Here is an 18153-nt window from a genome sequence, read left to right on the forward strand (position 1 = left end):
GTGCTGGGTCAGCTGACCCAGCGGCCCACTACCGACAGCAGCCACAGGCCGATGAGCGTCGCCGCGAAGAGGAGGCTTGACCAGCGCAACAGGGGGCGGTAGTCGCCGTCTGCGGTGCGTACCCGGCGGAGCGCGTAGAACCCCACGCCGAGCACCGGGAGCGGGATCAGGGGCAGCGCCGACAGGCGCACGGGGGCGGCTACCACGCACGCCAGCGTCATCAGCCCGAGCAGCACCAGCATGACCTTGAACAGGACCGGACTGCTCAGGTACGGCGCGACCACCCGGAAGGTCAGGTCGCTGATGCCACGCACATCGTCCCGCCCCTCCGGAACGACGGTGTCCCCGGCCGCGTCGGCCGGAGCGGTGCCCTCGCCGGCACCCGAACGGGGACCAGCCCCCTCCACGCTCATCCGGCTAGCTTAGCGAGCGTGGAGGAGCTGCCTTCACGCAGATCAGGCCGTTTTCTCGCCGCGTTCGCTGCTGCGCCGCCGGGACGGCTGACGCGACACGATCGTGGGATTGACGTTCTCGCGGACCGTCTGCTCCGTGATGACGACCTTGGCGACGTCGGTGCGGCTCGGGATGTCGTACATCACCGGCTGCAGCACCTCTTCCATGATCGCGCGCAGGCCACGGGCGCCGGTGCCGCGCAGGACCGCCTGGTCGGCGATGGCTTCGAGCGCCGTCTTGGTGAACTCCAGCTCGACGTTGTCCATCTCGAAGAGCTTCTTGTACTGCTTCACCAGGGCGTTGCGCGGCTCGGTGAGGATCCGGACCAGCGAATCCTTGTCCAGGTGCGTCACGTTCGCCACGACCGGGAGACGGCCGATGAACTCCGGGATCAGCCCGAACTTGATCAGGTCCTCAGGCATGGTGTCGGAGAAGACGTCGCTCTCCTCGATCTCGGCCTTCGTGCGGATCTCGGCGCCGAAGCCGAGGCCGCGCTTGCCGACCCGCTCATTGATGATCTTCTCCAGGCCCGCGAACGCGCCCGCCACGATGAACAACACGTTCGTGGTGTCGATCTGGATGAACTCCTGATGCGGGTGCTTGCGCCCACCCTGGGGCGGCACCGACGCCGTCGTGCCCTCCAGGATCTTCAACAGCGCCTGCTGCACACCCTCACCGGACACGTCCCGGGTGATCGACGGGTTCTCCGACTTGCGGGCGATCTTGTCGACCTCGTCGATGTAGATGATGCCCGTCTCGGCGCGCTTGACGTCGTAGTCCGCGGCCTGGATCAGCTTCAACAGGATGTTCTCGACGTCTTCGCCGACATACCCGGCCTCGGTCAGCGCCGTGGCGTCCGCGATCGCGAACGGCACGTTCAGCATCTTGGCCAGGGTCTGCGCGAGGTAGGTCTTGCCGCAGCCGGTGGGCCCGAGCAGCAGGATGTTCGACTTCGCCAGCTCGACCGGCTCGTCCTTGGCGTCCTTCGGACCGGTCTTGTCCTCGGACTGGATGCGCTTGTAGTGGTTGTACACCGCCACGGCGAGCGTCCGCTTCGCGTCGCTCTGGCCGATGATGTACTGGTCGAGGAACTCGTGGATGTCGAGCGGCTTGGGCAGCTCGTCGAGCTTGACGTCGCCGGCCTCGGCCAGCTCCTCCTCGATGATCTCGTTGCACAGGTCGATGCACTCATCGCAGATGTAGACGCCAGGTCCGGCGATGAGCTTCTTCACCTGTTTCTGGCTCTTCCCGCAGAAAGAACACTTCAGCAGGTCCCCGCCGTCGCCGATCCGTGCCATGACCGTTGACCTGTTCCCCTCCGGTGCGCCTGCCGGCACACCTGATCGTGTTCCTGCCCTCGCCGCCGAGCCAGCGGGAAAAATGGCCGCTGCCCCTAGACGGTACCCGCCCGGAGCGCCGCGCGGGAGGACCAGCGGGCGCCGGGCGCCCCGAGACCCTAAACCGGAGGCCGGGGCGCGCCGGGTAGGACACGCACCGGCCGGGTCAGAGTCCCGGGGCCGGGCCTCAGCCGATCTGCGTCGCCTTGCGGTACGGCAGCACCTCGTCGATGATGCCGTACTCCTTGGCCTGCTCGGCGGTCAGGATCTTGTCGCGCTCGATGTCCGCGCGCACCTCGTCGGCGGTCTTGTTCGTGTGCTTGGACAGCGTGGTCTCCATCAGGCGGCGCACCCGCTGGATCTCGTTGGCCTGGATCTCCAGGTCCGAGACCTGCCCGTAGGTGCCCTCGGTGGCCGGCTGGTGGATCAGCACGCGGGCGTTGGGCAGCGCGAGCCGCTTGCCCTTGGTGCCCGCCGCCAGCAGGACCGCGGCCGCGGAGGCGGCCTGGCCCAGCGCGACGGTCTGGATGTCCGGGCGCACGAACTGCATGGTGTCGTAGATCGCCATCAGCGAGGTGAACGAGCCACCCGGCGAGTTGATGTAGATCGTGATGTCGCGGTCCGGGTCCTCGTGCTCGAGGTGCAGCAGCTGGGCCATCACGTCGTTGGCCGACGCGTCGTCCACCTGCACACCCAGGAAGATGACCCGCTCCTCGTACAGCTTGTTGTACGGGTTCGACTCCTTCATGCCGTAGCTCGTGCGCTCGACGTACGACGGCAGGATGTACCGGGACTGCGGAAGCTGGAAGTTGTTCATGAGAGCTTTCTCCTCATCAGGCCCGGTCAGCGGCTGCCGTTGCTGGACGGGAGCTGGTTCTCCCGGGTGAGGACGTGGTCGACGAAGCCGTACTCCCGCGCCTCCTCGGCGGTGAACCAGCGGTCCCGGTCGCCGTCGGCGATGATCTGCTCGACCGACTGACCGGTCTGCTCGGCGGTGATCCGGGCCAGCTCCTGCTTCCACTTGCCGAAGACCTCGGCCTGGATCGCGATGTCGGACGCGGTGCCACCGACACCGGCCGACGGCTGGTGCATCAGGATGCGCGCGTGCGGGAGCGAGTAGCGCTTCCCGGGGGCGCCCGAGGACAGCAGGAACTGCCCCATCGAGGCGGCCAGGCCCATCGCGTAGGTCGCCACGTCCGGCTCGATGAGCTGCATCGTGTCGTAGATGGCGAACCCGGCGGTCACCGAGCCGCCCGGCGAGTTGATGTAGAAGCGGATGTCCGACTCGGAGTCCTCCGCGGACAGCAGCAGGAGCTGCGCGGTGATCCGGTTCGCCACCTCGTCGTTGACCTCGGAGCCGAGGACGACGATGCGCTCCTGGAGCAGCCGCTCGTACACCGAGTCGGTCAGATTGAGGCCCGCGGTCGAGCTGCGAGCCTCTGCCTTGTGCTGCGTCACGTCTGCCTGCCTTTTCACCGCTGTGGCCCTCCCGGAGGGAGATCCACTGTGCACTGTCGAAGATGCTGAGATCTTGTAACCGACCCTAACGAACTCGGGCGGCCCGGCATGCCCGGTACCGCCCAAGTTCGCTGACAGCTTTATTTCTCGGAAGCGGCCGCGGGTTCCTCGGTGACCTCGGTCTCAGTGGCGGCCGCGGGGGCCTCGTCCTCGTCGCCGCCGAAGAGGTCGCTCAGGTCGATCTCGGCGCCGGAGGCGTCGGTGACCGTCGCCTTGCGCACGATCGACGCCAGCGCCTTGCCGCGGCGCACGTCGGCGAAGATCGCGGACAGCTGGCCCGACTGCTGGGCCCGCTGCACGTACTCGTCCGGGCTGATGCCGAAGCGCTGGGCCTGGTAGATGATCCGCTCGGTCAGCTCGGCGTCACCCACCTGGACCTCCTCCGCGTCGGCGACGCTGTCCAGCAGCAGCTGGGTGCGCACCGCCTTCTCGGCCTCGGTCTGCAGCTCGGCGTGGAACTCCTCCAGGGTCTTGCCCTGGGTCTCCAGCACCTTGGCGAGGTTCTCCTCGCTGTGGTCCAGGTCGTGGATCGCGTCGTGCTTGCGGTTCTCGACCTCGGCCTCGACGACCTTCTCCGGCAGCGGGACGTCGACGGACTCCAGCAGCTCGTCCAGGATCTTGTCGCGGGCCTGCACGCCCTGCTGGACCTTCTTCATCTTGGCCAGGCGCTCGCGCAGGTCGGCCTTGAGCTCGTCGATGGTGTCGAACTCGCTCGCCAGCTGGGCGAACTCGTCGTCGGCCTCGGGGAGCTCGCGCTCCTTGACGCTCTGCACGGTTACCGACACCTCGGCGTCGCGGCCGGCGTACTCACCCGCCACCAGCTTGGTGGTGAAGGTCTTGGTCTCGCCCTCGTTCGCACCGATGATGGCCTCGTCGATGCCGTCGACCAGCTGTCCGGAGCCGATCTCGTAGGACAGGCCGCTGGTGGCCGCCTCCTCGACCTCCTTGCCGTCGACCGTGGCCGACAGGTCGATCGACACGAAGTCGCCGTCCTGGGCGGGACGCTCGACGCCCTTCAGCGTGCCGAAGCGGGCGCGGAGGTTGTCCAGCTCGGCGTCGACCTCCTCGTCGGTGACCTCGACGTCGTCGACGCTGACCGACAGGCCGCTGAAGTCGGGGAGGGTGATCTCCGGGCGGATGTCCACCTCGGCGGTGAACTCCAGCACCTCACGGTCTTCGAGCTTGGTGACCTCGAAGTCCGGCTGGCCGAGGGTGCGCACCTCGCCGGCCCGCACCGCCTCCAGGTACTTCGCCGGGATGGCCTCGTTGACGACCTCATCGAGCACCGGCGCGCGGCCGATCCGGCTCTCCAGGACGCGAGCGGGCACCTTGCCGGGGCGGAAGCCCGGGATGCGGACCTGCTGGGCGATCTTGGAGTAGGCGCGGTCGAAGTTCGGTTTGAGTTCGTCGAACGGCACCTCGACATTGATCTTGACTCGCGTCGGGCTGAGCTGCTCGACGGTGCTCTTCAACGTGTTCTCCTCGAGCCGTGAAAACCTGGTTTTCGGGTGGTAGCCGACATGCGGGCACGGCAGTGCCCAAAGGCCGAGTCTAGGCCAGCGACCGGACAGCACCGGCCCGGCCCTGCCTGCCAGGCGGTGAGGTACGGGCGCGTGCTCTCCGTTTACATTTGGGGACGCTTTGTCTACCGTCTTGGTCCTGCCGTCCCGCCGTCCCCAGGAGCCCGGTTCGTGACAGCCGATGCCCAGGTCCAGGGCGTTCCGCAGGTCGTGGCGGAACCCCCGACGCGCCTGCCGATGGTGGTGGCGCCGACCGTCGCGCTCGCCGCCTGCGGGCTGGGCCTGTGGAGCTGGGCGACCCTGCTCGCCCTGGTCTGGCACTCACCGGCGTGGGCGACCGTACCGCTGCATACCCTCGCCGTGGTCGCCCTGTTCACCGTGCTGCACGAGGCCGCGCACCACGCCGCGGGCAGCCTCACGTGGGTGAACGGGGCGCTCGGCCGCGTGACGGTGCCGTTCGTGTCCCCGTTCGGCGGCTTCCCCGCGGCCAGGTACGTGCACCTCACCCAGCACCGGTCCGGGTCGCCGGAGCACCTCACGCCGTGGAACACGCGCGGCCCGGCGTGGACGCTGCCGCTGCGCTGGGCCACCGTGGACCTCTGGTACGCGTGGCGCTACCTGTCCACGCCGGGGCGGCCGACCGCGGAGAGCGCCGAGACGCTCGGGATGCTCGTGTTCCTGCCGTGCGTGCTCGCGGCCGTGGTGGGCACCGGGCACGGGTGGGAGCTGGCGGTCGTCTATCTGGTACCGCAGCGGCTCGCGCTCGCGCTGGTGTCGTGGTGCCACGACTGGCGCCCGCGGCGGCGGCCGACCGGATACCACCGGATGCACGCCGAGCGGCCCGGCCGTCCGTTCTACCGCTACACCGCGATCCCGCTGCCGCGGTCGCCGGAGTCCGCGGCGCCCGCCACCGAGGCGCCGTCGGAGTTCCACCCGCTGACCGTCACCGGCGTGCGCTCGCTGACCGGCGAGGCCGTCGCGGTCACCCTCGCCGTGCCGGACGGGCTGCGCGAGGTGTTCCGGTTCGCGCCCGGACAGCACCTCGTGCTGCGCGCCGAGATCGACGGCGAGCCGGTGGAGCGCAGCTACGCGATCTGCGCGTGCCCGGACGAGCCGGAGCTGCGGGTGGCGATCAAACGGGTGCCCGGCGGCCGGTTCTCCGGGTACGCCATGGGATTGCGGCTCGGCGACCGGGTGCTGGCGCGGCCGCCGTCCGGGACGTTCACGCTGCGCTCCGAACCGCGGCACGTGGTGGCCGTCGCGGCGGGATCGGGGATCGCGCCGGTGCTGCCGGTCGTGGTGCACCTGCTGGAGAAGTCACCCCGCAGCCGGGTGACGCTGCTGTACGTGAACCGGTCCGGGGACGACACGCTGTTCGCCGACGAGCTTTCGGAGTACGCGCGCCGCTTCGAAGGGCGGCTGCGGGTGACGCACTACCGGACCGACGAGCGCGACCCGAGCCTGCGGTACGCGCGCGGGACGCGGCCGTTCGACAGCATCGGCCAGGCGCTGGCGATCTCGTACGAGCGGTACCTGCCGGGCGGGCTGGACCCGGGGCGCATCCGGGGGCTGCTGGAGGCGCGCCTGCACCCGTCGAAGGTGGACGAGTGGCTGCTGTGCGCGCCGCCCGAGGTCGCCGGGCCGGTGCGGTCGGCGCTGGCGGAGCACGCCGTGCCGGACGACGCCGTGCACGTGGAGCACTTCCACCGGCCCTGACCGTCATTCGCAAAGCGTCCGGACGGTATCCAGCTCACCACGCACGACCGAAGCCTGCTCGGCGACGACCGTCTCCGGTGTGCCGTCCGGGAAGAACATCGTGAACTGGTACTCGGCGCCCTCGCCGTTGGGCAGCACGCGGGTGTAGACGCCGGCGTCCGGGTTGTCGGCGGCGAAGAAGTCGACGGTGCCGTGTTCCCGTGACGCGCGGACGCGCACTCGCGTGGCGTCCACGCCGGGCGCCCACTTCGGCAGCCGGCTGGGGTCGGACACGAGGTCGAAGACGGTCTGGGGCGTGGCGGCGATCGAGATGGACTCGGAAATCGTAGGCATGAGCAGATCGTACGCTCTTGCTTATCGTCTTGTCACTCTACGATTCGGTGCGTGGCAGAACTCGGCGCTTCGCTGGCGCGCATCGTGCGGCGGTTGATGAAGGCGGAGGAGCCCGTGCTGCGCGCGCACGGGCTCTCCATGTGGGCGTACGCGGCGTTGTCGAGCCTCGCCGCGCAGCCGGCGACCTCACAGCTCGCGCTGGCGAAGGCCATCGGTTACGACAAGACCCGGCTGATCGGCCTGCTCGACGAGCTCGCCCAGGAGGGCCTGGTGGTGCGCGAACGCGACCCGGCGGACCGCCGCTCGCACACCGTGCGCCTCACGCCGGACGGCGAGGCCCGGCACGCCGCGGCGCGGGCCGACATCCGCGCCGTGGAGGACGAACTGCTCGGCCCGCTGAGCGCCGCCGAGCAACGCTCGTTCCGCGCGATGCTGGCCCGCGTGGCGGAGGGGGCCTAACGCCGGTCCAGCAGGATCAGCGGCACGGCGGCCGCGGCCAGGGCGGCGCCGATCCAGCACACCGCGCTGAGCGGGGCGCCTCGCGTGAGCGCGGCCGCGGCCAGCGCCGGGGTGATGCTGATTCCCAGCTGGAACGCCGACACGGTGGTGGCGCCGGCGAGGGTCGGCGCGCCGGCCGCGACGGTGAAGACGCGCCCGTAGATGGCCGGGTTCAGCACGAACGCCGCGACGCCGAGCAGGAAGACCAGCGGCACCACCGCCCAGCCGTGCCCGACGGCGGCGGCCACCGCCACCGAGAGCACCACGATCGCGGCAGCGCCGGTCAGCAGCGCCAGGTGCGGGCGGCGGTCGGACACCCGGCCGCCGATCGACAGCCCGCCGAATGCCCCGATCCCGAACAGCGCGAGTACCGCGGGGACCCACACGTCGGGCACGGTGAGCATGGCCGCCAGGTAGTTGAACGTGATCATGTAGGCGGCGGTGGTGAGGATCGTGATCGCGAGCAGGCCCCACAGCGCCGGTTTCCGCATGGTGGCCAGTTCGCCCGCAACGCTGGGCCTGCTCGCGCGGTTGGGCGTGTCGGGGATGCCGAGCAGGCAGCCGGCGATCCCGGCCACCGTCAGGGCCACCACCGCCCAGAACCCGCCGCGCCAGTTCGTGAAGTGGCTCAGCAGCGTGCCCGCGGGCCCGCCGGCGACCATCGCGACGCTGAGCCCGCTCACCACGACCCCGGAGGCCCTGGCCTTCCGGTCCGGCGTCACGAGGCTGACCGCGGTCACCGACGCGACCGCGAAGAAACCGGCGTAGGCGACGCCCGCGACGACCCGCGTGGCCACGAGGACGGGGTAGTCGCCGAGCAGCCCGGCGGCGATGCTCACGGCGAAGACGCCCTGCGTCACCACCAGCGTCGCGCGACGCGGCCAGCGGAGGCTGAGCACCGCGAACGGCGGCCCGCCGAGCACCACACCGAGCGCGAACGCGGTGATCAGGAACCCCGCCGCCGACAACGGGACGCCCAGGTCGCCTGCCACCGCCGGCAACACCCCGGCCAGCAGGAACTCCGCCGTGCCCATCGCGAACAGGCTGAAGCCGAGCAGGTACACCCCTGCGGGCAGGCGGTTCCGGGTCCGCCTGCCGATCATCATCTCCATTCGGATCACCTCCACCGCGAGGATCCGGAGACCGCCCGGCCCCGACAACAGACGTTGCCGAAACCGGGACGCCTTGGTTCACTGCGTCCGTGGAGTCGCAACCGACCATCGGCGCCGTCATCGAGCAGATCGCTCCCCGGCTGCGGCGCGCCCGGGAGCGGAAGAACGTCAGCCTGACCGCGCTGTCCCGCGCCACCGGCATCTCGACGAGCACGTTGTCGCGGCTGGAGTCGGGTCAGCGCAAGCCGAGCCTGGAGCTGCTGCTGCCGGTCACCGCTGCGCTGGGGGTGCCGCTCGACGAGATCGTCGCCGCGCCCCGGATCGTCGACCCGCGGGTGCCGCAGGAACCGACCCGGAAGGACGGCAGGGTGCTGATCCCGCTGTCCCGGCAGCAGAGCGAACCGCGGGCGTACAAGATGATCATCCCGGCGCACGACGAGGAACCGCACCTGCGCACCCACGCGGGCCACGAATGGCTGTACGTGCTGCGCGGACGGCTCCGCGTGCAACTGGGCGGCAAGGACTTCGTGATGGGCGCCGGGGAGGCCGCCGAGTTCGACTGCCAGATCCCGCACTGGTTCGGCGCGGCCGGCCGCGGTGGCGTCGAGGTGCTGAGCCTGTTCGGCAAGCAGGGTGAGCGCATCCACCTGCGCACCCGGGCGCGTGGTTGACGGTCAGGCCCGCGCCCCGCTCGACCGTGCCCGTGTGGGGACGGTGCGCGGACGGCGCAATGGCGCGCCATGCGCGCCGCGGACGGTCAAGGGCGGCGCGCCCCGCTCCACCCACACCCCGACCACGCGCCAACCGACGCCGAGTCGTGCCACGCGGGCCCTCGCCAACGACGCGGCCGACGGCCAGCGCCGCAAACGGGCACGCCAACTGACAGTCAGACCCGCGCGCCCCGCTCCACCCACACCGCGACCGTGCGCGGACGGCTCGGTGACGTGCCGTGCGGATCCTGGCGAAGGACGCTCCCGGCGGCCGGCGGGCGCGCCGGTCGTCCCGTCGATCAGCGCCACGCTCCACCCACACCCCGACCATGCGCCAACCGACGCCGAGTCGTGCCGCGCGGGCCCTCGCCAACGATGCGCCCGACGGCCGGCGGGCGCGCCGGCCGTCCCGTCGATCAGCGCCACGCCGGTTTCGCCGGCCAGCGCGCTAGCCCGCGGGACCGACAGCCCCGCAAACTCCGGGACCGGCCACTCGGGCTGGTAGTTCAGGTTCCGCGACACCCCGCCCATCCGGCGATGCTAACGGCGCAGCCGCAAAGCCAGCGTCGGGCAGAGGCGGGCCGCTCGTTCGGCGTGCGGGACCAGTCCGGGTGGCACCTCGGGCTCCCGGCCGGGCGGCACCGGGTAGCCCCACGGGTCCCGGTCCAGCAGTTCGGGCAACAGCTCGGTGCACAGGCCCCGGCCGTCGCACGCGGTCCAGTCGATGTGCAGGCGCACGGTCATCTCCTCGCAACACATTCCCCGCGCCCGTGGCGCGCGATCTCGTCGGCGAACATCCGCACCGTGCTGCGCACGAAACGCGCCGTCCCGTCCGGGTGGTGGCACGCGCCCCGGCCCTCGACCAGCGACGCCAGCGCACCGGCGCCGCGCGCGAGGTCCGCGTCCCCGGCGGCCAAGCCGGACAGCACCCCGGCCAGCGCGGGCAACCCGTTGCGGCACGGCCCGCACTGGCGCGCGCTCTCCCGCGCCAGGTAGTCCCCGATCCGCGCCGCCGCCTGCAATCCGCAGTCCGCGGCGCCGAGCGCGACCACCACCCCGGCGCCCAGCGAGCCGGCCGCGGCCCTGGACAGCGTGACGTCCGGCGCCATCCACGCCCCGTGGTAGCCACCCACCAGCACCGCCCGCAGCGGGCCCGCTCCCCCGGCCTTGTCCAGCAGCACCGGCAGCGGCGTGCCGAACGGCACCTCGTACACGCCCGGCGACCGCACCGCGCCGCCGACGGTCGCGAGGAACGTGCCCGGCTCGTCGGCCGTGCCGCGCGACCGGAACCACGCCGGGCCGTACCGCAGGATCTGCGCGACGTGGGCCAGCGTCTCCACGTTGTGCACCAGGTATCCACTGTGGACAGCCGGGCGCAGCCGGTCGGCGGGCACCGCGCGGCGGCCCTCGACCGCGGCGATCACCGCGGACTCCTGACCGGCCAGGAAGGTCTCCGGCGCGACGACGACCCGGACCGGCCGCGCGTCCCACTCCCGCCGCTCGGCCAGCGCGGTCCGCACCGCCATCGCGCTGCGGGGCGAGACGTAGCAACACACCTCCCGGGCGCCGGCCGCCTCCGCGACCAGCTGCAGCCCGTCCAGGACGAGGTGCGGCGCCACGCTGAGCAGGGTGTGGTCCTTGCGGCTGGCCGGTTCGCCCTCGGCGCCGTTCGCGATCACCACCCCGCCGGGCTTCATCCCGGCCAGCTTGCGCGCCGCCGGGAACCCCGCGCCGCCGCGGCCGGTCAGCCCCGCCGCGGCCAGGTCACCGACCACGTCCTGCCCCCACGGGATCGGCCCGTTGCGGCTCTCGTGCGCCGCCAGGTCCGGGGCCGCCGCTTCGAGCACGGTCATGACACCAGCTCCTTCCGCGTGAACCGCCACCCCGCCGCGCCGAGCACCGCGGCCACGCACACCGCGGCGATCGCGAGGAACCACGCGCTGAACGCGTCGGTGCCGGTGCCCAGCGAGTGCGCCACCGCGACCGGCCACATCGCGTAGGCCAGCCAGTGCACCGCGCGCCACGTCCGCCTGCCCAGCCGCTGCCGCAGCAGGCTCGTGACGACCAGCGCGACGAGCAGGTCCAGCGCGACGGTGCCCAGCCCCTGCCAGAACGGCCGGTAGTCGCCCGCGAACGGCACGACGAGGTCGAAGATCCGCAGCTGCGCGTACGGGTCGAACAACAGGAGCCCGACGTGCAGCGCGAGGAACACCACCGACAGCAGGCTCGCGTTGCGGTGCACCTCGGTGACCGCGAACCGCGGCAGCCCGGCGACCGGTTCGCCGCGCCGGGTCAGGATCCCCAGCACGACGCTGACCGTGACCAGCACCAGCGCCACCACCCCGCTGCCACGCCCGAAGTCCCACAGCGCATCGGTGCTCATGCCGGCCAGCCGCCCAGCACACGCACCTCGCCGTCGCGCGCGACCAGCCGGGCGGGCAACCGAAGGTCGCGCAGCCAGCCGAAGGCGTCGACGCCGCGGACGAGCGCCGCCGTGGTGCAGGTATTCGCGTCGACGCAGCGGTCGGCGACCACCGTGACACTGCGCCAGATCCGCTCGACCGGCTGGCAGGTGCGCGGGTCGAGGACGTGGTGCAGCAGCCGCCCGCCACGCAACCAGCTGCGGCTGCGCGTGCTGGACGTTGCCATCGCCGCGCCGGACGGCAGCACCACCGTGCACGCCGGGTCGTCCGGTTGGTCCTGCACGTGGATGCGCCACCCGCCGGGCGGTGCGGCGCCCGCGGTCGCCAGGTCGCCGCCCAGTTCGACGAGCACGCCGGTGCCGAGCCGGCCCGCCGCGTGCCGCGCGGCGCGGTCGGCGGCCAGCGCCTTCGCGGTCGCACCCAGGTCGACGCGGACACCGGGCGGGATGAACAACCGCCGTCCCGCCAACCGGATCCGTTGCCAGCCGGGCGCGGGCCGCACCTGCACCGGCACAGCCGGACCTTCCGCGGGCAACGGCAGCGAGCGGTCGTAGCCGAGCTGCGCGAGCGCCTCGCCGAGCGTCGGGTCGACGTCACCACCGGTGCGCCTGGCGGCCTCCAGCGCGGCGCCCATCAGCTCGGCCAGCAGCTCGCCGACCTCGACCTCCTCCCCCGCCGCCTCGACCGCGGCCAGTTCGGACGGCCGGAACCGGCTGCACGCCCGCTCGACCTCGCCGAGTTCGGACTCGACGACGAACCGGGCCTCGGCCAGCGCGGCCGGGTCGGTGACGACCACCCGCGCCGTCGTGCTCCACACCGGCCACTCGGCCACCGTCGCGTCGTCGACCAGTGTCATCACGAACCTCCCGACTGCGCGTGCGCCTGCCCGCTGCCCTGCGACAGGTCCCCGCCGCTGAACCCGGGCACCGTCGCGCTGTCCGAAGTGGACCCCACCGTCGCCGACGCCTCGTGCACCGTGCCCGCGACCGCGGTCACCCCGGCGACCCCGGCCACGGCCAGGCCGATCGTGAGCCAGCCTGCCCGCCGCGCACCGCTCTCCCGCGCGTCCACGTCAGTTCGACCCCGAGTCCGAGGTGCCGTCGTCGCGGCGCGGCATCACGCCCTGCTGGCCGCCGCCCGCGCCGCCCGGGCCTGCCTGGGCAGTGCCCTCGGTCAGCGTGTCGGCGGTCGCGGTGTCGCCGGACACCGACGCCACGACCGTGACGGTGTCGCCGGTGGCGATGCTGCTGAGGTCGGCGTTGTCGCCGACCGCGGTGTCGCTGTCGATCGTGTAGGTCTTGGTGTAGCCGTCGTCGCTCTTGGCGGTCAGCGACGTCGCGCTGACCTCGGTGACGGTGCCGATCTGCATCAGTTCGGTGGTGTAGCCGCCGTTGCCGTCGGCGACGACGTACTCGCCGTGCAGCGCGTTCACCATCGCGCTCGCCGAACCGCCGCCGGGCATCCCCATGCCGCCGCCCGGCCCGCCCTGGCCCATCGCCGACGAGTCGGTCGAGCCGCTCGCCGCGTAGATCGCCACGCCACCCGCGCTCGCGACGCCGACCGCGATGGCGACCGCGGCGACGGTCTTGCGCGCGGACCACTTCCGCGGCGGTTGCTGGGCGCCCCATTCCTGGGACTGCGGGGCGGTCTGCTGTTCCGTGGTCATCGTGGGTTCCTCTCGCCGGTGCGTCGAGGACCAGCTTCGGCGGCTCCGCTGTGGACCGACTGTGGGACGGGTGAAGGATTCCTGTGCCCGGGCGGACACAGCCGCCTCACAGGGACGGCACAAGCACCACACACGAACCCGACGGATCGTCGTGGCATGAACCTGCCCCACCCTGCCCACCGGCGGGCCGGGACGCGACCGCGGCGCGTCCGCCCGCTGCGGACCAAGCTGATCGCGGCGCTCGTCGCGCTGCTCGCCGTCGTGTGCCTGGTGGTGGGCGTGATCAGCGAGTTCGCGCTGAGCAGGTTCCTCACCCAGCAGGTCGACACGCAGGTGCGGGACGCGGTCGAGCGGACCCGGCACTTCGACGGGCCCGCCGGGGACGATCCGCTGCACATCCCGGGCACCGCGGAGGGCACGCTGTACGCGCAGCTGGCCGGCGGCCGGGTGCTCGAAGCGGCCACCCTCGCCCCCATCCCCGGCTCCCCGGAGAACGAGGCGCAGGCGCTGCCTGCCGCCGACGCCGCGGCCCTGCTGGCGACCCCGGTCGACGGCCACGCCCACACGATCTCGCTGTCCGGCGGCGACTACCGGGTCATCGCGACCATCGACGACGGCGTCGTGCTGGTCCTCGGCCTGCCGATGGACCAGGCCGAGGACACCCTGCTGACCGTCGGGATCATCCTCGCCGCGGTCGCCGCGATCGCCGTGCTGGGCGCGGGGTTCGTCGGCGCGTTCGTCGTGCGCCGCACGCTGCGCCCGCTCGACCGGGTGGCCGCGGCGGCGTCCAAGGTCACCGAACTCCCGCTGGACCGCCGCGACGTCGCGTTGTCGGTGCGCGTGCCGGTCACCGACACCGATCCGTCCACCGAGGTCGGCCAGGTCGGCTACGCGCTGAACCGGATGCTCGTGCACATCGACAACGCGCTCGACGCCCGCGCGAACAGCGAGATGCGGGTGCGCCAGTTCGTCGCCGACGCCAGCCACGAACTGCGCACCCCGCTCGCCGCGATCCGCGGGTACGCCGAGCTGACCCGGCGCAGTGGCGGCCGGGTGCCGCCGGAGATCGCGCACGCGATGAGCCGCGTCGAATCCGAGGCCGACCGCATGACGACGCTGGTCGACGACCTGCTGCTGCTCGCCCGGCTGGACGCGGGCCGCCCCCTCGACGCCGGCGAGGTCGACCTGACCCGCCTGGTCGCCGACGCCGTCGGCGACGCGCACATCACCGGGCCCGGGCACCGGTGGCGGCTCGAACTGCCGCCCGACCCGGTCGTGGTGGCCGGCGACGCGCAGCGCCTGCACCAGGTGCTCGGCAACCTGCTCGCCAACGGCCGCACGCACACCCCGCCCGGCACGACGGTGACCACGCGGCTGAGCGTGTCGGCGGACGGCAGCGCGGTCCTGACCGTCACCGACGACGGCCCCGGTATCGCGCCCGCCCTGCTGCCGCACGTCTTCGAACGCTTCGCGCGCGGCGACTCGTCACGCTCCCGCGCGGCAGGCAGCACCGGTCTCGGCATGGCCATCGTCGCCGCGGTGGTGCACGCGCACCACGGCACGGTCGGCGTGCACAGCAGACCCGGCCGCACCGAGTTCGAGGTGCGGCTGCCGCGCACAGGTTCCACACAGGAACGCCACAACGACGGCCAAGCTCGCGCGGTCACAGTGACCTCATGACGGCCCTCGCCGAGCGCGGCTCCGCACCCTCGACCCCCGAACCCGCCGATCCGCACCCGCCCGGTCCGGGTTGGGTGCGCCCGGCGCTGGGCGGGCTGCTGATCGCCACCGCGGTGCTCTACCTGTGGGGGCTGAGCGCGTCCGGCTGGGCCAACGCGTTCTACTCGGCCGCGGCGCAGGCCGGCGGGGAGAGCTGGCAGGCGTGGTTCTTCGGATCCAGCGACGCGGCGAACGCGATCACCGTCGACAAGACACCCGCCGCCCTGTGGGTGATGGGCCTGTCGGTGCGGCTGTTCGGGCTCAGCTCGTGGAGCATCCTCGTGCCGCAGGCGCTGATGGGCGTCGGCTCGGTGTGGGCGCTGTTCGCCACCGTGCGCCGGGTGTCCGGGCCGACGGCGGGTCTGCTGGCCGGGGCGGTGCTCGCGCTGACCCCGGTGGCCGCGCTGATGTTCCGCTTCGACAACCCGGACGCGCTGCTGGTCCTGCTGCTCGTGCTCGGCGCGTACTGCGTGGTGCGGGCGCTGGAAAAGGCGTCCCCGAAGTGGCTCGCGCTGGCCGGGGTCGCGGTCGGGTTCGGTTTCCTGGCGAAGATGCTGCAGGCGTTCCTGGTGCTCCCGGCGTTCGCGATCGCCTACCTGGTCGCCGCGCCCACGTCGCTGGGCAAGCGGCTGCTGCAACTGCTCGGCGCGCTGGGCGCGGTGGTCGTCTCGGCGGGCTGGTACCTCGCGGTCGTCGAGCTGTGGCCGGCGGACTCGCGGCCGTTCATCGGCGGGTCGCAGAGCAACAGCATCCTCGAACTGACCCTCGGCTACAACGGCGTCGGCCGGATCACCGGCGACGAGGTCGGCAGCCTCGGCGGCGCGCAGAGCAGCGGCAGCTGGGCGCGGCTGTTCGGCAGCGAGATGGCGGGCGGGATCGCCTGGCTGCTGCCCGCCGCGGCGATCGCGCTCGGCGCGCTCGCGTGGCTGACCTGGCGCGCGCCGCGCACCGACCGGACACGCGCCGCGACGATCCTGTGGGGCGGCTGGCTGGTCGTCACCGGCGGCGTGTTCAGCTTCATGAGCGGGATCATCCACCCCTACTACACGGTCGCGCTGGCCCCGGCGGTCGCCGCGCTCGTCGGCACCGGCGCGGTCCGGTTGTGGCGGGCGCGGGCGCACCCGATCGCGTCCGGGCTGTTGTCCAGCGGTGTCGTGCTCACCGCGCTGACCGGGTACCTGTTGCTGACGCGGGAATCCACCTGGCTGCCCTGGCTGAAGTACGTGGTGCTGCTGCTCGGGCTGGCCGCCGCGGTGCTGGTCCTGGTGTCCGACCGGCTGCCGCGCTCCGGCGCCCGCGGGGTCGCGGCGCTGGCCCTGATCGCCTCGCTGCTCGGGTCCGGTGCGTACACGGTGGCGACCACGGCCACGCCGCACTCCGGCGCGATCCCCTCGGCCGGGCCGAGCAGCGGCGGCTTCGGCGGCCAGGGCGGCCCGCCCGGTGGTGGTCAACGCGGCGGGATGCGCGGCGGCGTCGGCAGCCTGCTCACCACCACGACACCGAGCGCCGAGATGACCGCGCTGCTGCAGGCCGACGCGGAGAACTACACGTGGGTCGCGGCCACCGTCGGCTCCAACCCGGCGGCGAGCTACCAGCTGGCGTCCGGCTTCCCGGTGATGGCACTCGGCGGGTTCAACGGCACCGACCCGTCCCCGACGCCGGCGCAGTTCCAGCAGTACGTGGCGGACGGGCGGATCCACTACTTCGTCGGCGAGCCCGCCGAGATCAACAGCACCGGCGGCAGCGACGCGGCCGAGGAGATCGCCGAGTGGGTGGCCGCGAACTTCACTTCGACCACTGTGGACGGTGTGACCGTGTACGACCTGACTTCCTAGTCGCCACAAGGCTTCTTCAAAGTCCCGGCACAGCACGCGCCGCGACCGTGGAGGCATGACAGTCACGATCCCCGCGACCGGCCCCGGCACGACCCGCATCGACACCCGGACAGCCGACCCGGTCCTCGATGTCGTCATCCCGGTCTACAACGAGGAAACCGACCTGGAGCCGTGCATCCGCCGGCTGCACGCCCACCTGACCACCTCCCTCCCCTACCGCTTCCGCATCACCGTCGCCGACAACGCGAGCACCGACACCACCCTGCAGGTGGCCGAGCGCCTCGCCCGCGAGTTCGCCGAGGTCGAGGTGCGCCACCTGGACCTCAAGGGCCGCGGGCGGGCGCTGAACGCCGTGTGGTCCACTTCGGACGCACCGGTCGTCGCCTACATGGACGTCGACCTGTCGACCGACCTGGCCGCGCTCGCGCCGCTGGTCGCCCCGCTGATCTCCGGGCACTCGGACGTCGCGATCGGCTCGCGGCTGGCCCGCGGCGCGCGCGTGGTGCGCGGCCCCAAGCGCGAGTTCATCTCCCGCTGCTACAACCTGATCCTGCGCGGCGCGCTCGCCGCGAAGTTCACCGACGCGCAGTGCGGCTTCAAGGCGATCCGGTCCGACGTCGCCCGGCAGCTGCTGCCGCTGGTCGAGGACACCGGCTGGTTCTTCGACACCGAGCTGCTGGTGCTCGCCGAGCGCGCCGGGCTGCGCATCCACGAGGTGCCGGTGGACTGGGTGGACGACCCGGACTCCTCGGTCGACATCGTCGCGACGGCGACCGCCGACCTCAAGGGCGTGGCCCGCATGCTGCGGGCGTTCGCGAAGGGCACGCTGCCGATCAGCGACCTGCGCGCGCAGCTGGGCCGCCACCCGATCGGCGTGTCGGCGCTCGGGGTGCCGCCGCGGCTGGCCACACAGCTGGTCCGCTTCGCCGCGATCGGCGCCGGCAGCACGCTCGCCTACCTGGTGCTGTTCCTGCTGCTGCGCCTCGGCATGGGCCCGCAGCTCGCCAACTTCCTGGCGCTCGGGGTCACCGCCGTCGCCAACACCGCCGCCAACCGCCGGTTCACCTTCGGCGTGCGCGGCGCGAAGGGCGCGGGGCGGCACCAGTTCGAAGGCCTGATCGTGTTCGGGCTCGGGCTCGTCCTGACCAGCGGCTCGCTCGCGCTGCTGACCGGGCTCACCGCGCCCGGGCTCGCGCTCGAACTGACCGTCCTGGTGCTGGCGAACCTCGCCGCCACCGTCCTCCGGTTCGTCCTGCTGCGCGGCTGGGTGTTCCACCCGCGCCGGCAGAGCTGACTCCTCCGAGAGAAAAGAG

At 72.4% G+C, this 18153-nt stretch carries 19 protein-coding genes; 6 read left to right on the plus strand and 13 right to left on the minus strand.

Features of this window, described 5'->3' with window-relative positions; genetic code table 11:
• Positions 1–8: 8 nt before the first annotated feature.
• The 5 genes from AMYTH_RS0119255 to tig form a co-directional block, all read right to left on the minus strand.
• On the minus strand, positions 9–413 hold the full coding sequence (locus AMYTH_RS0119255; protein WP_027931693.1) for a hypothetical protein: 405 nt from the start codon (positions 411–413) through the stop codon (positions 9–11).
• Positions 414–455: 42 nt separating this feature from the next.
• Positions 456–1751 (minus strand): ATP-dependent Clp protease ATP-binding subunit ClpX, encoded by a 1296-nt coding sequence (gene clpX / locus AMYTH_RS0119260; RefSeq protein WP_027931694.1) that lies wholly within the window; start codon positions 1749–1751, stop codon positions 456–458.
• A gap of 226 nt (positions 1752–1977) precedes the next feature.
• Positions 1978–2607 (minus strand): ATP-dependent Clp protease proteolytic subunit, encoded by a 630-nt coding sequence (locus AMYTH_RS0119265; RefSeq protein WP_020420754.1) that lies wholly within the window; start codon positions 2605–2607, stop codon positions 1978–1980.
• 26 nt (positions 2608–2633) lie between these two features.
• Positions 2634–3248 (minus strand): ClpP family protease, encoded by a 615-nt coding sequence (locus tag AMYTH_RS0119270; RefSeq protein WP_020420753.1) that lies wholly within the window; start codon positions 3246–3248, stop codon positions 2634–2636.
• Positions 3249–3388: 140 nt separating this feature from the next.
• Positions 3389–4780, minus strand: a complete 1392-nt coding sequence (gene tig, locus AMYTH_RS0119275) for a trigger factor (RefSeq protein WP_027931695.1) — start codon at positions 4778–4780, stop codon at positions 3389–3391.
• Between the two features lie 219 nt (positions 4781–4999).
• On the opposite strand from tig, the gene AMYTH_RS0119280 reads away from it, so the two are divergent.
• Positions 5000–6544, plus strand: a complete 1545-nt coding sequence (locus AMYTH_RS0119280; protein ID WP_027931696.1) for an FAD-binding oxidoreductase — start codon at positions 5000–5002, stop codon at positions 6542–6544.
• Positions 6545–6547: 3 nt separating this feature from the next.
• Here the strand turns inward: AMYTH_RS0119280 and AMYTH_RS0119285 are convergent, their stop codons facing one another.
• Positions 6548–6877 carry an SRPBCC family protein gene (locus tag AMYTH_RS0119285; RefSeq protein ID WP_027931697.1) on the minus strand — a complete coding sequence of 110 codons (330 nt, stop codon included), beginning with the start codon at positions 6875–6877 and terminating at the stop codon, positions 6548–6550.
• Between the two features lie 51 nt (positions 6878–6928).
• On the opposite strand from AMYTH_RS0119285, the gene AMYTH_RS0119290 reads away from it, so the two are divergent.
• The gene (locus tag AMYTH_RS0119290; protein WP_027931698.1) at positions 6929–7336 is read left to right on the plus strand and encodes a MarR family winged helix-turn-helix transcriptional regulator; all 408 of its coding nucleotides are present in this window, start codon (positions 6929–6931) and stop codon (positions 7334–7336) included.
• On the opposite strand, the gene AMYTH_RS0119295 is transcribed toward AMYTH_RS0119290, so the two are convergent.
• Positions 7333–8487: an MFS transporter gene (locus tag AMYTH_RS0119295; RefSeq protein WP_410468317.1), complete on the minus strand. Its 1155-nt coding sequence runs from the start codon at positions 8485–8487 to the stop codon at positions 7333–7335. The two genes, AMYTH_RS0119290 and AMYTH_RS0119295, sit on opposite strands and share 4 nt — an antisense overlap.
• 89 nt (positions 8488–8576) lie before the next feature.
• On the opposite strand from AMYTH_RS0119295, the gene AMYTH_RS0119300 reads away from it, so the two are divergent.
• On the plus strand, positions 8577–9158 hold the full coding sequence (locus AMYTH_RS0119300; protein WP_027931700.1) for a helix-turn-helix domain-containing protein: 582 nt from the start codon (positions 8577–8579) through the stop codon (positions 9156–9158).
• 579 nt (positions 9159–9737) lie between these two features.
• On the opposite strand, the gene AMYTH_RS0119305 is transcribed toward AMYTH_RS0119300, so the two are convergent.
• Genes AMYTH_RS0119305 through AMYTH_RS0119330 form a run of 6 tightly spaced genes read right to left on the minus strand, consistent with a single transcriptional unit; the run spans position 9738 to position 13286 of the window.
• Positions 9738–9935, minus strand: coding sequence for a ferredoxin (locus AMYTH_RS0119305; RefSeq protein ID WP_228684870.1), 198 nt, complete (start codon positions 9933–9935; stop codon positions 9738–9740).
• A 2-nt stretch (positions 9936–9937) separates the two neighbouring features.
• A complete protein-coding gene (locus AMYTH_RS0119310) occupies positions 9938–11050 on the minus strand; it encodes an NADH-ubiquinone oxidoreductase-F iron-sulfur binding region domain-containing protein (protein ID WP_037322607.1) in 1113 nt (370 codons plus the stop codon).
• Positions 11047–11580 (minus strand): ferric reductase-like transmembrane domain-containing protein, encoded by a 534-nt coding sequence (locus AMYTH_RS45300; RefSeq protein ID WP_037322608.1) that lies wholly within the window; start codon positions 11578–11580, stop codon positions 11047–11049. Before AMYTH_RS45300 ends, AMYTH_RS0119310 begins: the two co-directional genes overlap by 4 nt.
• Positions 11577–12476: an FAD:protein FMN transferase gene (locus AMYTH_RS0119320; protein WP_027931703.1), complete on the minus strand. Its 900-nt coding sequence runs from the start codon at positions 12474–12476 to the stop codon at positions 11577–11579. Before AMYTH_RS0119320 ends, AMYTH_RS45300 begins: the two co-directional genes overlap by 4 nt.
• A complete protein-coding gene (locus tag AMYTH_RS0119325) occupies positions 12476–12691 on the minus strand; it encodes a hypothetical protein (protein ID WP_027931704.1) in 216 nt (71 codons plus the stop codon). The genes AMYTH_RS0119320 and AMYTH_RS0119325 overlap by 1 nt, the downstream gene beginning before the upstream one ends.
• A 1-nt stretch (position 12692) precedes the next feature.
• Positions 12693–13286 (minus strand): hypothetical protein, encoded by a 594-nt coding sequence (locus AMYTH_RS0119330; protein WP_027931705.1) that lies wholly within the window; start codon positions 13284–13286, stop codon positions 12693–12695.
• 156 nt (positions 13287–13442) lie between these two features.
• Here AMYTH_RS0119330 and AMYTH_RS0119335 point away from each other — a divergent pair, with 156 nt between their 5' ends.
• The 3 genes from AMYTH_RS0119335 to AMYTH_RS0119345 are packed head-to-tail and all read left to right on the plus strand — an operon-like array spanning position 13443 to position 18134.
• Positions 13443–14966 carry a sensor histidine kinase gene (locus tag AMYTH_RS0119335; RefSeq protein ID WP_027931706.1) on the plus strand — a complete coding sequence of 508 codons (1524 nt, stop codon included), beginning with the start codon at positions 13443–13445 and terminating at the stop codon, positions 14964–14966.
• Positions 14963–16840 (plus strand): ArnT family glycosyltransferase, encoded by a 1878-nt coding sequence (locus tag AMYTH_RS0119340; RefSeq protein ID WP_027931707.1) that lies wholly within the window; start codon positions 14963–14965, stop codon positions 16838–16840. Before AMYTH_RS0119335 ends, AMYTH_RS0119340 begins: the two co-directional genes overlap by 4 nt.
• 55 nt (positions 16841–16895) lie before the next feature.
• Positions 16896–18134, plus strand: coding sequence for a bifunctional glycosyltransferase family 2/GtrA family protein (locus AMYTH_RS0119345; protein WP_027931708.1), 1239 nt, complete (start codon positions 16896–16898; stop codon positions 18132–18134).
• Positions 18135–18153: the final 19 nt, after the last annotated feature.

Origin of the sequence: Amycolatopsis thermoflava N1165 (assembly GCF_000473265.1) — a bacterium.
Taxonomy (GTDB): domain Bacteria; phylum Actinomycetota; class Actinomycetes; order Mycobacteriales; family Pseudonocardiaceae; genus Amycolatopsis_E; species Amycolatopsis_E thermoflava.